This is a genomic window from Pseudomonas cremoris, assembly GCF_014230465.1.
The window spans coordinates 117,069-133,073 of sequence record NZ_JAAXCY010000008.1; the positions used below are offsets into that span (position 1 = coordinate 117,069).

Below are 16,005 nucleotides of genomic sequence, written 5' to 3' on the forward strand. Positions count from 1 at the left end.
GTTTATTGGAGGATCTGTAATGACCACGGAAAAAGTGAAGTACGGCGTACATTCCGAAGCCGGCAAACTGCGCAAAGTCATGGTGTGCTCCCCAGGCTTGGCCCACCAGCGGCTGACGCCCAACAACTGCGATGAACTGCTGTTCGATGACGTGCTGTGGGTGGCCCAGGCCAAGCGCGACCATTTCGACTTCGTGACCAAGATGCGCGAGCGGGATATTGATGTGCTGGAAATGCACAACCTGCTCACCGACATCGTCGCCATCCCCGAAGCACTGGACTGGATCCTGGAGCGCAAGATCACTGCCAACACCGTTGGCCTGGGCTTGGTCAACGAAGTCAGCTCCTGGCTGCGCAGCCTGGAACCCCGCAAGACCGCCGAGTTTTTGATCGGTGGTGTATCGGCCGATGACCTGCCGAGCCAATTCGGCGGCAAGGCCATCGAGATGTTCCGTGACTTCCTCGGCCACGCCAGCTTCATCCTGCCGCCGCTGCCGAACACCCAGTTCACCCGTGACACCACCTGCTGGATCTACGGCGGCGTAACGCTGAACCCGATGTACTGGCCGGCGCGACGTCAGGAAACCCTGCTGACCACCGCCATCTACAAATTCCACCCCGAGTTCACCAACGCAGACTTCCAGATCTGGTACGGCGACCCCGACCAGGAACACGGCGCCTCCACCCTGGAAGGCGGTGACGTGATGCCAATCGGCAACGGTGTGGTCCTGATCGGCATGGGCGAGCGCTCGTCCCACCAGGCGATCGGCCAACTGGCGCGCAACCTGTTCAAGAACAAGGCAGTAGAGAAGGTGATCGTCGCCGGCCTGCCGAAATCCCGCGCCGCGATGCACCTGGACACCGTGTTCAGCTTCTGCGACCGCGACCTCGTGACCATCTTCCCCGAAGTGGTCAACCAGATCGTCGCGTTCACCCTGCGCCCTGACGAAAGCAAGCCGCACGGCATCGACATCCAACGCGAGAAAACCAACTTCCTCGACACCGTCGCCGCCGCCCTCGGCCTCAAGGCCCTGCGCGTAGTAGAAACCGGCGGCAATGCGTTTGCCGCCGAGCGCGAGCAGTGGGACGACGGCAACAACGTGGTGGCCGTGGAGCCTGGCGTGGTGATCGGTTACGACCGCAACACCTACACCAACACCCTGCTGCGCAAGGCCGGCGTGGAAGTGATCACCATCAGCGCCGGTGAACTCGGCCGTGGCCGTGGCGGCGGCCACTGCATGACCTGCCCGATCATCCGCGACCCTATCGACTACTAAGCGACCATCCACCCGGCGGCTTCCACCCGAAGCCGCCCGGGCCGATTACCGAATCCAAGGAGAATCATCATGGCGTTCAACATCCACAACCGCAGCCTGCTCAGCCTGGAACACCACACCCCGCGCGAGCTGCGCTACCTGCTCGACCTGTCCCGCGACCTCAAGCGTGCCAAGTACACCGGCACCGAACAGCAGCACCTCAAGGGCAACAACATTGCGCTGATCTTCGAAAAAACCTCGACCCGCACCCGTTGCGCCTTCGAAGTCGCGGCCTATGACCAGGGCGCCAACGTCACCTATATCGACCCGGGCTCCTCGCAGATCGGCCACAAAGAAAGCATGAAAGACACCGCCCGCGTACTTGGGCGTATGTACGACGCTATCGAATACCGTGGCTTCAAGCAGGAGATCGTCGAGGAACTGGCCAAGTTCGCTGGCGTGCCGGTGTTCAACGGCCTGACCGATGAATATCACCCCACCCAGATGATCGCCGACGTGCTGACCATGCGTGAACACGCCGACAAGCCGATCCACGACATCAGCTACGCCTACCTGGGCGATGCGCGCAACAACATGGGTAACTCGCTGTTGCTGGTGGGTTCCAAGCTCGGCATGGACGTGCGTATCTGCGCGCCAAAAGCCCTGTGGCCTCACGATGACCTGGTGGGCCGCTGCAAAAAATACGCGGAAGAAAGCGGCGCGCGCATCACCCTCACCGAAGACCCGAAAGCGGCAGTCAAAGGCGTGGACTTCATCCACACCGACGTGTGGGTATCGATGGGCGAGCCGGTGGAAGCCTGGGCCGAGCGGATCGAGCAACTGCTGCCGTACCAAGTGAACGCCGAGCTGATGAAAGCCACCGGCAACCCGCGCACCAAGTTCATGCACTGCTTGCCGGCGTTCCACAACAGCGACACCAAGGTCGGCAAGCAGATCGCCGAGCAGTATCCGCACCTGGCCAATGGCATTGAAGTGACGGACGACGTGTTCGAGTCGCCGGCGTGTATCGCCTTTGAGCAAGCGGAAAACCGCATGCACACCATCAAGGCGATCTTGGTCTCTACCCTCGCCGATTTGTAACTGAAGGAATGCGGTCAACTGTGGGAGCGGGCTTGCTCGCGAATGCGGTGTGTCAGTCAGCACATGTATCAACTGATACACCGCTTTCGTGAGCAAGCCCGCTCCCACATTGGTCCTGTGTTCACAACGATGAATTTCAGAAGGACACTCTGTATGCGTATCGTCGTTGCACTGGGCGGTAACGCCCTGCTCCGCCGTGGTGAACCCATGACAGCGGACAACCAACGCGCCAATATCCGGATCGCTACCGAACAGATCGCCAAGATCCACGCCGGCAACGAACTGGTGATCGCCCACGGCAATGGTCCGCAAGTCGGCCTGCTGTCATTGCAGGCGGCGGCCTACACCCAGGTGTCGCCTTACCCGCTGGACGTGCTCGGCGCCGAAACCGAAGGCATGATCGGCTACATCATCGAACAAGAGTTGGGCAACCTGCTGGACTTCGAAGTACCGTTCGCCACCCTGCTTACCCAAGTCGAAGTGGACGCCAACGACCCCGCCTTCAAGAACCCCACCAAGCCTATCGGCCCGGTGTACTCCAAGGCCGAAGCGGAAAAACTCGCCGCTGAAAAAGGCTGGGCCATTGCCCCGGACGGCGATAAATACCGCCGCGTCGTTGCCAGCCCACGGCCAAAACGCATCTTTGAAATCCGCCCGATCAAGTGGCTGCTGGAAAAAAGCAGCATCGTGATCTGCGCCGGCGGTGGCGGCATCCCGACCATGTACGGCGAAGACGGCAAGCTCAAAGGCATCGAGGCCGTGATCGACAAGGACCTGTGTTCGTCGCTGCTGGCCACCCAACTGGACGCCGATTTGCTGGTCATCGCCACCGACGTCAACGCCGCCTTTATCGACTACGGCAAGCCAACCCAGAAAGCCATCGGCCAGGCTCACCCGGACGAAATCGAAAAACTCGGCTTCGCCGCCGGCTCCATGGGCCCCAAGGTGCAAGCCGCCTGCGAGTTCGCCCGCAAGACTGGCAAAACGGCGGTCATCGGTTCACTCTCGGACATCGAAGCCATCGTCCAGGGCAGCGCCGGCACGCGCATCAGCACGGCAAAACCTGGCATCACCTATCTGTAAAGTCGAGGAGAGACGCCTATGGCCACCTTTGAACCGGGACACTTGCACGTCGAACGTCATGCGCTCAATGCCCAGGACTACAGCTACAACCTGTGCATCGACTACGAAGTCAGCCAGGACCCCAAGGAAGGCAAGGGAATGCTGTTCAAACTGCATGGCTCGGTACAGGGCAAGGACCTCAAGGAAGAGTTCTTTTTACCCAAGGACCAGGCGTTCGACTTTGCACGGCATGCGATGAACATCGCGCAGAAGTACGGCATGCCGAAAATTGCGGTGCTGAACGGCTCGATGCACAAGCAGTACGACTTGATGTTCGAGGATGTGCGGCATCAGTTGGATGTGAAATCAGGCGATCCGATCAAGCCTGAGCACCTGGAATAAGAACACCGCAATCCCCCTGTGGGAGCGGGCTTGTGTGGGAGCGGGCTTGCTCGCGAATGCGGTGGGTCAGTCACTTGATTTATCAACTGACCCACCGCATTCGCGAGCAAGCCCGCTCCCACATTTGGATCTTCACCCAATGTGAGATTTCACCTCTACCCGCGCTCCAAGGCATACTTGCCGCCTCTGCTCTCCAGAATTGCTAATCGCCCCATGCGTATCCACGTCAGCTTCATCGACCGCGTCGGCATCACCCAGGAAGTCCTGGCCCTGCTCGGTGGGCGCAATCTCAACCTGGATGCGGTGGAAATGGTGCCGCCCAACGTCTATATCGACGCGCCAACCCTGAGTGCCGACGTGCTCGAAGAGCTGCGTGACGCACTGTTCAGCGTGCACGGCGTACAAGCGGTGACGGTAGTCGACATCCTCCCCGGCCAACGCCGTCACCTGCAACTCGACGCCCTGCTGGCCGCGATGACCGACCCTGTACTGGCGCTGGACAGCGCAGGCAAGATCCTGCTGGCCAACCCGGCGCTGATCGCGCTGTACGGTCGCGAACCGGCTGGGGAAAGCATCAGCGAACTGTTCAACGACCCGGCGCTGCTGGACACCTTGCTGGAACAGGGTTTTCGCCTGCCGCTGCGCGAGATCAGCGTCAACGGCCAGACCCTGCTGCTGGACGCCACGCCGATCACCGACGCCGGCGCCCTACTGACCTTGTACCCACCCAACCGCATCGGCGAACAACTGTCGGCGCTGCACCACGACCATGCCGAAGGGTTTGATGCCCTGCTGGGCGAATCCCCCGTGATCCGCACCCTCAAGGCGCGTGCGCAGCGGGTAGCCGCGCTGGATGCGCCGCTGTTGATTCAAGGCGAAACCGGCACCGGTAAAGAGCTGGTCGCGCGGGCCTGCCATGCCATCAGTGCACGCCACAGCGCACCGTTCCTGGCGTTGAACTGCGCGGCGTTGCCAGAGAACCTCGCCGAAAGCGAGTTGTTCGGTTATGCGCCCGGCGCGTTCACCGGCGCCCAACGCGGCGGCAAGCCGGGGCTGATGGAGTTGGCCAACCAAGGCACAGTGTTCCTCGATGAGATCGGCGAAATGTCGCCGTACCTGCAGGCCAAGCTGCTGCGTTTTCTCAATGACGGCAGCTTCCGCCGTGTCGGTGGCGACCGTGAAGTGAAGGTCAACGTGCGCATCCTCAGCGCTACCCACCGCGACCTGGAAAAGATGGTCAGCGAAGGCACCTTCCGAGAAGACTTGTTCTACCGCCTTAACGTGCTCAACGTCGAAGTGCCCCCCCTGCGCCAACGTGGCCAGGACATCCTGCTGTTGGCCCGCTATTTCATGCAGCAAGCCTGCGCGCAGATCCAGCGCCCGGTCTGCCGCCTCGCGCCGGGCACCTACCCGGCACTGCTGGGCAACCCGTGGCCGGGCAATGTGCGGCAATTGCAAAACGTGATCTTCCGCGCCGCCGCGATCTGCGAAAGCAACCTGGTGGACATCGGCGACCTGGACATCGCCGGCACCTCGGTGGCGCGCCAAAGCGACAACGAAGTCGATAGCCTGGAACAGGCCGTGGAAGACTTCGAACGCAGCCTGCTGGAAAAGCTCTACGCCAGCTACCCCTCGACTCGCCAACTGGCCAGCCGCTTGCAAACCTCCCACACCGCCATCGCCCATCGCCTGCGCAAGTACGGCATTCCCAACAAGCCTTAACTGCCAAAACGCAGATCAAAATGTGGGAGCGGGCTTGCTCGCGAAGGCGGTGTGTCAGCTATTACATCTGTGACTGATGCAACGCATTCGCGAGCAAGCCCGCTCCCACAGGGATCGCATTCCAAGTTTTGGTCCAGGAACGACATCGGCTGTACTGAAAGCGCTACAGCGTAACGATATCGCTACAGCCTTGTTTTTTGCGCGCCATGCAAGGCTTTGATCCACATAGGCTTTTTTTCGCGCGCTCAACTGTAGCGAAATCGCTACAGACCTTGGGCATAAGCCTATAACCATTTTCACCAAACCATTGATTTTAAAGGGTTTAACAACCTTGGCCGCGATTTTGCTAAGCAACTCCCCATTATTCCGTCCACCAGACGAATCTGGCCCCGAGGAGTTTCCATGAGCGAGTTGCGTTTCACTGAAGATCACGAATGGCTGCGCGCCGAAGCTGACGGCAGCGTCACCGTGGGTATCACCGCTTTCGCGCAGAACGCGCTGGGTGATGTGGTTTTCGTGCAACTGCCGGAGTTGCAGGCCTACGACAAGGGCGCCGAAGCGTCCACCGTGGAATCGGTGAAGGCCGCCAGCGGCGTGTACATGCCCCTGACCGGCGAAGTGCTGGAAGTGAACGACAAGCTCAGCGACAGCCCGGAACTGGTCAACGAAGACCCGATGGGCGAAGGCTGGTTCTTCCGCTTTAAACCGGCCGATGCCGAGGCGGTGGCTAAACTGTTGGATCAGGACGCGTACGACCGCCTGATCAAAGCCAACGCTGAAGCTTGAGGAGCGCGCAATGACCGTTCAACTGACCACCGCCAACGAATTCATCGCCCGCCACATCGGCCCACGCCAAGAAGATGAGCAGCAGATGCTCGCCAGCCTGGGTTTCGATTCCCTGGAAGCCCTGAGCGCCAGCGTGATCCCGGAAAGCATCAAGGGCACCAGCGTGCTCGGCCTGGAAGACGGCCTGAGCGAAGCCGATGCCCTGGCCAAGATCAAGGCCATCGCCGGCAAGAACCAGCTGTTCAAGACCTACATCGGCCAGGGCTACTACAACTGCCACACGCCGTCGCCGATCCTGCGCAACCTGCTGGAAAACCCGGCTTGGTACACCGCCTACACCCCGTACCAGCCAGAAATTTCCCAAGGCCGCCTGGAAGCGCTGCTGAACTTCCAGACCCTGATCAGCGACCTCACTGGCCTGCCGATCGCCAACGCTTCCCTGCTCGACGAAGCCACCGCCGCTGCCGAGGCCATGACCTTCTGCAAACGCCTGAGCAAGAACAAGGGCAGCAACGCCTTCTTCGCCTCGGTCCACAGCCACCCGCAAACCCTCGACGTGCTGCGCACCCGTGCCGAGCCGTTGGGCATTGACGTAGTCGTAGGCGATGAACGCGAGTTGACCGACGTCAGCCCGTTCTTCGGCGCCCTGCTGCAATACCCGGCCAGCAACGGTGATGTATTCGACTACCGCGCATTGACCGAACGCTTCCACGCTGCCAACGCCCTGGTGGCCGTAGCCGCCGACCTGTTGGCCCTGACCCTGCTGACCCCACCGGGTGAGTTCGGCGCCGACGTCGCCATCGGCAGCGCACAACGCTTCGGCGTGCCGCTGGGCTTTGGTGGCCCGCACGCGGCGTACTTCTCCACCAAGGATGCGTTCAAGCGCGACATGCCGGGCCGTCTGGTGGGTGTGTCTGTCGACCGTTTCGGCAAGCCGGCCCTGCGCCTGGCCATGCAAACCCGCGAGCAACATATCCGTCGCGAAAAAGCCACGTCGAACATCTGCACCGCTCAGGTGCTGTTGGCCAACATCGCCAGCATGTACGCCGTGTACCACGGACCCAAAGGCCTGACCCAGATCGCCCAACGTGTGCACCAGCTCACCGCGATCCTGGCCAACGGCCTGACGACTCTGGGCTTCAAGGTCGAGCAAGAAAACTTTTTCGACACCATCACCCTCAACACCGGCGCCAACACCGCCGCCCTGCACGACAAGGCCCGCGCCCAGCGCATCAACCTGCGTGTGGTAGACAGTGAGCGTGTTGGTGTGTCGGTGGACGAAACCACCACCCAGGCCGACATCGAAACCCTGTGGGCGATCTTCGCTGGCGACAAAGCCCTGCCGGGCTTCTCCGCCAAGGTAGACGCCACCCTGCCGGCCGCGCTGCTGCGCCAGTCGCCTGTGCTCAGCCACCCGGTGTTCAACCGTTATCACTCCGAAACCGAGCTGATGCGCTACCTGCGCAAGCTGGCCGACAAGGACCTGGCACTGGACCGCACCATGATCCCGCTGGGCTCGTGCACCATGAAGCTCAACGCCGCCAGCGAAATGATCCCGGTGACTTGGGCCGAATTCGGCGCCCTGCACCCGTTCGCCCCGGCCGAGCAAAGCGCCGGTTACCTGGAGCTGACCTCCGACCTGGAAGCCATGCTGTGTGCGGCCACCGGCTACGACGCGATCTCCCTGCAACCGAACGCCGGGTCCCAAGGCGAGTACGCAGGCCTGTTGGCGATCCGTGCCTATCACCAGAGCCGTGGCGATGAACGTCGCGACATCTGCCTGATTCCTTCGTCGGCCCACGGTACCAACCCGGCTACCGCCAACATGGCCGGCATGCGCGTGGTGGTCACCGCGTGCGATGCCCGTGGCAACGTCGACATCGAAGACCTGCGCGCCAAGGCCATCGAGCACCGCGATCACCTCGCCGCGCTGATGATCACCTACCCGTCCACCCACGGCGTGTTCGAAGAAGGCATCCGCGAAATCTGCGGCATCATTCACGACAACGGCGGCCAGGTGTACATCGACGGCGCCAACATGAACGCCATGGTCGGCCTGTGCGCACCAGGCAAGTTCGGCGGCGACGTGTCCCACCTGAACCTGCACAAGACCTTCTGCATCCCCCACGGCGGTGGCGGCCCGGGCGTTGGCCCGATTGGCGTCAAGTCGCACCTCACGCCGTTCCTGCCGGGCCACGCGGCCATGGAACGCAAGGAAGGCGCGGTCTGCGCCGCACCGTTCGGCAGCGCGAGCATTTTGCCGATCACCTGGATGTACATCAGCATGATGGGCGGCGCAGGCCTCAAGCGCGCTTCGCAGTTGGCGATCCTGAATGCCAACTACATTTCCCGTCGCCTGGAAGAGCACTACCCCGTGCTCTACACCGGCAGCAACGGTCTGGTGGCCCACGAATGCATCCTGGATCTGCGCCCGCTGAAAGACAGCAGCGGAATCAGCGTGGATGACGTGGCCAAGCGCCTGATCGACTTTGGTTTCCATGCGCCGACTATGTCGTTCCCGGTAGCCGGCACCTTGATGATCGAGCCGACCGAAAGCGAATCCAAGGAAGAACTGGACCGCTTCTGCAACGCGATGATCGCGATCCGCGAAGAGATTCGCGCGGTGGAAAACGGCACGTTGGACAAGGACGACAACCCGCTGAAAAACGCCCCGCACACGGCGGCGGAACTGGTGAGCGAGTGGACGCACCCGTACACCCGCGAGCAAGCGGTGTACCCAGTGCCATCGTTGATCGAAGGCAAATACTGGCCGCCGGTTGGCCGGGTGGACAATGTGTTTGGTGATCGCAACCTGGTGTGCGCGTGCCCGTCGATCGAGAGCTACGCATAACCTGAGGATGCACTCGGTCAAAAATGTGGGAGCGGGCTTGCTCGCGAATGCGGTGGGTCAATTACCGATATGCAAGCTGACACTCTGCATTCGCGAGCAAGCCCGCTCCCACACTTTGACCGAGTCGACTTCCAGAAAATAATAAGAAACCGGAGAACAACTCATGTCTTTAAGCGTGTTCGACCTGTTCAAGATTGGCATCGGCCCCTCCAGTTCCCACACCGTTGGCCCGATGCGCGCCGCCGCTCGATTCGTCGAGGGCCTCAAGCGTGACAACCTGCTGGGCACCACCGCCTGCGTCAAGGTGGAACTCTATGGATCGCTCGGCGCCACCGGCAAAGGCCACGGCAGCGACAAGGCCGTGTTGCTGGGCCTGGAAGGTGAACACCCGGACACCGTGAATACCGAAACCGTAGCCGCCCGCCTGGCGCAGATGCGCAAGGACGGCCGCCTGAATTTGCTCGGCGAACACAGCATTGCGTTCAACGAGAAAGAACACCTGGCGATGATTCGCAAACCCCTCGCCTACCATCCCAACGGCATGATCTTTCGTGCCTTCGACGCCGCCAACATTCAAATCCGCAGCCGCGAGTACTATTCGGTGGGCGGTGGTTTTGTGGTGGATGAAGACGCAGCAGGCGCCGACCGCATTGTCGAAGATGCCACGCCGCTGACCTTCCCGTTCAAGCACGGCAAGGACTTGTTGAACCATTGCACGACCTACGGGCTGTCCATCAGCCAGGTCATGTTGACCAACGAAAGTGCCTGGCGCCCCGAGGCTGAAACCCGCGCCGGGCTGCTGAAAATCTGGCAAGTGATGCAGGACTGCGTAGATGCAGGCTGTCGCAATGAAGGGATTTTGCCCGGCGGCTTGAAGGTCAAGCGGCGTGCGGCTGCGTTACATCGGCAACTGTGCAAGCACCCGGAATCGGCGCTGCGTGATCCATTGTCGGTGCTGGATTGGGTCAATCTCTACGCCCTGGCCGTCAATGAAGAAAACGCCAACGGCGGGCGCGTGGTCACGGCGCCCACCAACGGTGCGGCCGGGATCGTGCCGGCGGTGCTGCATTACTACATGCGCTTTATCCCCGGCGCGAACGAAGACGGCGTGGTGCGCTTCCTGCTGACTGCCGCCGCCATCGGCATTCTGTACAAGGAAAACGCCTCGATTTCCGGTGCCGAAGTCGGCTGCCAGGGCGAGGTTGGCGTGGCCTGTTCCATGGCGGCTGGCGCCTTGTGTGAAGTATTGGGCGGTACGGTTTCCCAAGTGGAAAACGCCGCCGAGATCGGCATGGAACACAACCTCGGCCTGACCTGTGACCCGATTGGCGGGCTGGTGCAGGTGCCGTGCATCGAGCGCAATGCCATGGGCTCGGTGAAAGCGATCAATGCGGTGCGCATGGCCTTGCGCGGCGACGGGCAGCACTTCGTGTCCCTCGACAAGGTTATCCGCACCATGCGCCAGACCGGCGCCGATATGAAAAGCAAATACAAGGAAACCGCCCGTGGCGGTTTGGCGGTCAACATTATCGAGTGCTGACGCCCCAAGGCGCGCCAGCACGTTTTTCAGGAGCTGAACATGTCCACCGAAACCCTGTTGAAAACCCCATTGCATGCGCTGCACATCGAGCTGGGCGCGCGCATGGTGCCCTTCGCCGGCTACGACATGCCGGTGCAATACCCGCTGGGCGTGATGAAGGAACACCTGCACACCCGTGATCAGGCCGGGCTGTTCGATGTGTCCCACATGGGCCAGATCCGCCTCACCGGCGCCAATGCCGCCAAGGCCCTGGAAACCCTGGTGCCCGTCGACATCATCGACCTGCCAGTGGGCATGCAGCGCTACGCAATGTTCACCAACGACCAGGGCGGCATCCTCGACGACCTGATGGTGGCCAACCTCGGTAACGACGAGCTGTTCCTGGTGGTCAACGCCGCCTGCAAGGACCAGGACCTGGCCCACTTGCGCCAGCATATCGGCGACCAGTGCAGCATCGAACCACTGTTCGAAGAACGCGCCCTGCTGGCCCTGCAAGGCCCGGCGGCGGTGAAGGTGCTGGCACGCCTGGCGCCGGAAGTGACGAAGATGACCTTCATGCAGTTCGCCACCCTGCGCTTGCTGGGTGTGGACTGCTATGTCAGCCGTTCGGGCTACACCGGTGAAGACGGTTTTGAAATCTCCGTGCCTGCGGCCAACGCCGAAAGCCTGGCCCGCAGCCTGCTGGCCGAGACCGAAGTACACGCCATCGGCCTGGGTGCCCGCGACTCCCTGCGCCTGGAAGCCGGCCTGTGCCTGTACGGCCACGACATGAACGCCGACACCACCCCCATTGAAGCCAGCCTGCTGTGGGCGATCTCCAAGGCTCGTCGCGCCGACGGCGCACGTGCCGGTGGCTTCCCTGGCGCCGACCGCATCTTCACCCAGCAGCAAGCCGGTGTGAGCCGCAAGCGTGTCGGCCTGCTGCCACAAGAGCGCACCCCAGTGCGTGAAGGCGCAGAGATTGTCGACGAGCACGGCACCGTGGTCGGCACCGTATGCAGCGGTGGCTTTGGCCCGACCCTGGGTGGCCCGTTGGCCATGGGTTACCTGGACAGCGCATTTGTCGCGCTGGATACCGAAGTGTCAGCGCTGGTGCGTGGGAAAAAGGTGCCACTTCGTGTAAGTAAAATGCCATTTGTACCGCAACGTTACTATCGCGGCTGATTGACTGTTCCAATAAGTAACGCGGTTGCGTTACGCGCACTAATCTGTAACGCAACCGCCATAAAACAGTGCATTGACGATAGTCATTGTTTAACGAATTAACCTATAACCAAAGATCAACGCTATCGAATAAGTCAGATCCGGATTGTTGACCGAAGTGTCATGAAGCCGAGCAAAACCTGGGCTTTTGGCAGGACTTGTTTTTTCTCCTTTAGTTGGCGTAGAGTTTGCTGACTGTGTTTGCATGGGTCGCTTTGAACCTGGACCTGGGCAGTAGCTGAAGTAGTTGTGCTACAACCCGTTCGACGTCTCTTACTTTCCTGCAACCCAGCCCAGTACTCTTTCATGTGAAAGAGACTGTCATTAATTTTTAGCGTCAAAGGAAAGAAGAAAATGTCAGATCGTCAGAGCGGTACCGTCAAGTGGTTTAACGACGAGAAAGGGTTTGGTTTTATCACTCCAGAAAGCGGTCCGGATCTGTTCGTGCATTTCCGCGCTATTCAAGGCAATGGCTTCAAGAGCCTGAAAGAAGGCCAGAAGGTCACCTTCAAAGCCGTGCAGGGCCAAAAAGGCATGCAGGCTGACGAAGTACAAGCAGAAGGCTGATCCCGACTGCGACAAAAAGCCCCTGATATGACATCAGGGGCTTTTTTATGCCCGTTATTTCGTACTATGGGTTTTTCTCCAGAGACCCCTGCCATGTCCAAACCCCTGCTGAGCCCCCAAGGCGAATTCCCCGCCGTTGGCCTGGGCCGTCGCCTGGCAGCGATGTTCTATGACTTCCTGCTGTGCACTGCCCTGCTGATCGTCACCGCGTTCATCTACAAGCTGGTGTGGATCGCCTTCGTGGGCGAAGCGAAGATGCGCACCCTCACCGAGTCCGGCGCACTGGACGGCGACCCGTTGCTATCGACGATTCTGTTCTTCGTGCTGTTTGGTTTCTTCGCCAAGTTCTGGACCCACTCCGGGCAGACCCTGGGCATGCAGGTGTGGGGCGTGCGCGTGCAGAACGCCGACGGCTCACGCATCAGCCTGTGGCAGGCGCTGCTGCGCTTTGTGGTGTCGATTGCGTCGTGGTTGTGTGTGGGGCTGGGATTTGTCTGGTCGCTGTTTGATAAGAAGCAGCGCAGCTGGCATGACATTTATTCGGATACGCAGTTGGTGCGAATCCCGAAGCAGAAGAAGTAGGTTCGAACGCAACAAAACCAGTGTGGGAGCTGGCTTGCCTGCGATAGCGTCAGTCCAGTCACTGCAACATTGACTGATAGACCGCAATCGCAGGCAAGCCAGCTCCCACATTTTTTACTGAGCAAACCTCAAGTCAAGCGTTGCCAGCCAACTTGAGGCGCGCAGCCTGGGTGAAATCCAACATCCGCTTAAGCGGCCTTACCGCCTGCGGAATCACCGACGGTTCAACGAATATCTCGTTGCTACCCTCACGCAGGCACTGCAACGTGCGCTCCAGCGTGTTCATCGCCATCCACGGGCAGTGCGCACAACTGCGGCACGCCGCGCCGTTGCCGGCGGTAGGCGCCTCGACGAAGACCTTGTCCGGGCACAGCTGCTGCATCTTGTAGAAGATGCCGCGGTCGGTGGCCACGATAAACGTCTTGTTCGGCAAGCGCTGTGCAGCGGCAATCAGTTGGCTGGTGGAGCCTACGGCGTCCGCCAGTTCGATCACCGAGGTCGGGGATTCGGGGTGAACCAGGATCGCTGCGTCCGGGTACAACGCCTTCATGTCCTCGAGCTGCTTGGATTTGAACTCTTCGTGGACGATGCACGCACCGTCCCACAGCAGCATGTCGGCACCGGTCTGCCGCTGGATGTAGGTGCCCAGGTGCTTGTCCGGGCCCCAGATGATGGTCTCGCCGTTGTCCATCAAGCTTTCGACGATTTCCAGCGCACAGCTGGAAGTCACCACCCAATCTGCCCGGGCTTTGACCGCTGCCGAGGTGTTGGCGTACACCACCACGGTGCGCTCGGGATGCTGGTCGCAAAACGCCGAAAACTCATCCACCGGGCAGCCCAGGTCCAGGGAGCACGTGGCTTCCAAGGTGGGCATGAGGATGCGTTTTTCGGGGGTGAGGATCTTGGCCGTCTCGCCCATGAAGCGCACGCCGGCGACCAGTACGGTCTTGGCCGGGTGGGCGGCGCCGAAGCGGGCCATTTCCAGGGAGTCGGAAACACAGCCGCCGGTTTCCTCGGCCAGGGCCTGGATCACCGGGTCACAGTAGAAGTGGGCAACCAGCACCGCGTCTTGAGCCTTGAGCTCGGCGGCGATGGCGGCACGCAGGCTCGCCTCTTCGTCGGCGCTGAGGGCCTTGGGCTGCTTGGCGTCGAGGTGGGCTTGAACCAGAAGGCGTTCGGAAATTTGCGTCATGTTCGCAAGACCTGCAGGCGCAGTTGCGCGAAAGTCGAGTGTACCACCGGCTCTGGAGCCCTTCGGGCGCCGCCGGACGAAGTGTTTTTGTTCATCAAGCACGGGTAAAGGTGAAGCTGCGCAAGGCTACAGAATATCGAATCGATTCAAAAGCCCAATCTAGCATTCGCGGACGCGTCTGTCGGACAAAAAAAGGGAACCTCACTTGAGGTTCCCTGTGTTCACTGCTTGGCGCGATCAGAAGCGGTAAGTCACCGACCCACCGAAACCATTGGCGCTGTTTTCATACTTGGCGTCGTAGGTCAGGCCGACCTGGCTCAGGTTCTGATGAACCTTGATCGGTTCTTCCTTGAGGTAGGAATACGCCACGTCAAACGTCACGTTTTCGATCGGTGTCCAGCCGGCACCCAGGCTGAATACGGTGCGGTCGCCGGTAGGAATCCGCACAGAGCGATCCGTATTGTTTGTAGGCGTCTGGTCGACAGAGAAACCGGTACGCAGCACCAGCTCCTTGTTCACACGGTAGGACGCGCCAATCGCGTGGGACCAGGTGTCATGCCAGTGCTGTTGTTCGGTGATCGTACCCAGGCCACCGAACTGTGCGGTGAGGTCGGACACCCCATCGTTGTTGATCGTGATCTTTTTCAACTGGCTCCAACGGGTGTAGGTGCTGCCCAGGTAAAGGGTCCAATCGTCATTGAGTTGGTGGGTGACCGAGAAATCCACCGAGGACGGCGTGGTCACGTTGAGGCTGGCGTCATAACGCTGCGGGCCGCCATCGAACGCGTTGGAAATCAAGCCAGAAGCGTCTGTCTTGCCCGTGAGGTGGTACACCACTTGCGAGTGGTAGGTCACACCGAAACGGGTGCTCTCCAGAGGCTGCACGAGGATACCGGCGTTGAACCCGGTGGCGTTGTCATTGCCCTTGACCTTGACGCTTTCACCCGCGCCACCACCGAGGGGGACGTTGGAGTCCAACTCGCCACTGATGCGGTTGAAGGTCGGGCCAAAGCCCACCGAAACGATGTCGTTGAAGGCATAGCTGATGGTCGGCTGCACGGTGATGACCTGCACCTTGCTCTTGTTGCCAAAGCCGTTGCCCTGGAAGCTGTGCTCGTAGTCGGTCACCAGGCCGAACGGCGCGTAGATCCCCAGGCCGAATGCCCAGTGCTCATCGATGGGCGTGACCAGGTAGCCCATCGGCACGGCAATGCCAGGCACCATGTCGCCCTTGTCGGTGCCTGGGTTGTCGGCACCGAACTGGGTCGAATGGGCATCCTTGATGTTGGATTTGGCATCGAGGTAGGTCGCGCCGATGCTCACTTCATTCTTCTTGAGACGGGACATGCCCGCTGGGTTGCCGAACACCGTGCTGGCGTCGTCGGCAGAAGAAGAACGGCCGGCATAGCCCGTGCCCATTGAACTGATGCTTTGTTCATTGAGCGCGAAACCACCGGCGAACAGTGGGGTGGAGGCCAGTGAAACGGCAAGCGCCAAGGCGCCTTTAAGAGTTTTGTTATTCATTATTAGGACTCGAATTATTGGGCAGCGATGAGGAAGCTACCAACGTTCGAGAAGCGGGTTTATGAAGAGTTTTTCATGCACAGGATTGTCGGACAATCCTAGGTATTTCAAAGACTTTGGCTGGCTTTACGTTGCTGTTTCAGACCTTTCAACCCCAATCTGACTGAGCGGTTTCGAGCGCCGGTCGTGAGGCTTTGGCCGGCCAAGGCGGTGCCTGG

The 16,005-nt window shown here is 60.5% G+C and carries 13 protein-coding genes; 11 read left to right on the forward strand and 2 right to left on the reverse strand.

Features of this window, described 5'->3' with window-relative positions; translation table 11 throughout:
* The first annotated feature begins 19 nt into the window (after positions 1–19).
* The 11 genes from arcA to HF257_RS20555 all read left to right on the forward strand — a co-directional run bounded on the left by arcA (position 20) and on the right by HF257_RS20555 (position 13,071).
* Positions 20–1,276 carry an arginine deiminase gene (gene arcA / locus HF257_RS20505; protein WP_185708025.1) on the forward strand — a complete coding sequence of 419 codons (1,257 nt, stop codon included), beginning with the start codon at positions 20–22 and terminating at the stop codon, positions 1,274–1,276.
* Between the two features lie 69 nt (positions 1,277–1,345).
* Positions 1,346–2,356, forward strand: coding sequence for an ornithine carbamoyltransferase (locus HF257_RS20510; RefSeq protein WP_185708027.1), 1,011 nt, complete (start codon positions 1,346–1,348; stop codon positions 2,354–2,356).
* Between the two features lie 153 nt (positions 2,357–2,509).
* Entirely contained in the window at positions 2,510–3,439 is a 930-nt protein-coding gene (gene arcC / locus HF257_RS20515; RefSeq protein WP_185708029.1) for a carbamate kinase, read from the forward strand.
* Positions 3,440–3,457: 18 nt separating this feature from the next.
* On the forward strand, positions 3,458–3,820 hold the full coding sequence (locus HF257_RS20520; RefSeq protein WP_122488999.1) for a DUF5064 family protein: 363 nt from the start codon (positions 3,458–3,460) through the stop codon (positions 3,818–3,820).
* 213 nt (positions 3,821–4,033) lie between these two features.
* Positions 4,034–5,542, forward strand: a complete 1,509-nt coding sequence (locus HF257_RS20525) for a sigma-54-dependent transcriptional regulator (protein ID WP_185708031.1) — start codon at positions 4,034–4,036, stop codon at positions 5,540–5,542.
* A gap of 402 nt (positions 5,543–5,944) precedes the next feature.
* Positions 5,945–6,328, forward strand: a complete 384-nt coding sequence (gene gcvH / locus HF257_RS20530) for a glycine cleavage system protein GcvH (RefSeq protein WP_185708033.1) — start codon at positions 5,945–5,947, stop codon at positions 6,326–6,328.
* Positions 6,329–6,338: 10 nt separating this feature from the next.
* A complete protein-coding gene (gcvP, locus tag HF257_RS20535) occupies positions 6,339–9,179 on the forward strand; it encodes an aminomethyl-transferring glycine dehydrogenase (RefSeq protein ID WP_185708035.1) in 2,841 nt (946 codons plus the stop codon).
* Between the two features lie 163 nt (positions 9,180–9,342).
* Positions 9,343–10,719: an L-serine ammonia-lyase gene (locus tag HF257_RS20540; protein ID WP_185708037.1), complete on the forward strand. Its 1,377-nt coding sequence runs from the start codon at positions 9,343–9,345 to the stop codon at positions 10,717–10,719.
* A 39-nt stretch (positions 10,720–10,758) separates the two neighbouring features.
* A complete protein-coding gene (gene gcvT / locus HF257_RS20545) occupies positions 10,759–11,883 on the forward strand; it encodes a glycine cleavage system aminomethyltransferase GcvT (RefSeq protein ID WP_185708039.1) in 1,125 nt (374 codons plus the stop codon).
* Positions 11,884–12,276: 393 nt separating this feature from the next.
* Positions 12,277–12,489: a cold-shock protein gene (locus HF257_RS20550; RefSeq protein ID WP_034109143.1), complete on the forward strand. Its 213-nt coding sequence runs from the start codon at positions 12,277–12,279 to the stop codon at positions 12,487–12,489.
* A gap of 93 nt (positions 12,490–12,582) precedes the next feature.
* The gene (locus HF257_RS20555; RefSeq protein ID WP_185708041.1) at positions 12,583–13,071 is read left to right on the forward strand and encodes an RDD family protein; all 489 of its coding nucleotides are present in this window, start codon (positions 12,583–12,585) and stop codon (positions 13,069–13,071) included.
* Between the two features lie 133 nt (positions 13,072–13,204).
* On the opposite strand, the gene nadA is transcribed toward HF257_RS20555, so the two are convergent.
* Both nadA and HF257_RS20565 read right to left on the reverse strand, forming a co-directional pair.
* The gene (gene nadA / locus HF257_RS20560) at positions 13,205–14,263 is read right to left on the reverse strand and encodes a quinolinate synthase NadA (RefSeq protein WP_135289433.1); all 1,059 of its coding nucleotides are present in this window, start codon (positions 14,261–14,263) and stop codon (positions 13,205–13,207) included.
* Positions 14,264–14,500: 237 nt separating this feature from the next.
* A complete protein-coding gene (locus HF257_RS20565) occupies positions 14,501–15,787 on the reverse strand; it encodes an OmpP1/FadL family transporter (RefSeq protein WP_185708043.1) in 1,287 nt (428 codons plus the stop codon).
* Between the last annotated feature and the right edge of the window lie 218 nt (positions 15,788–16,005).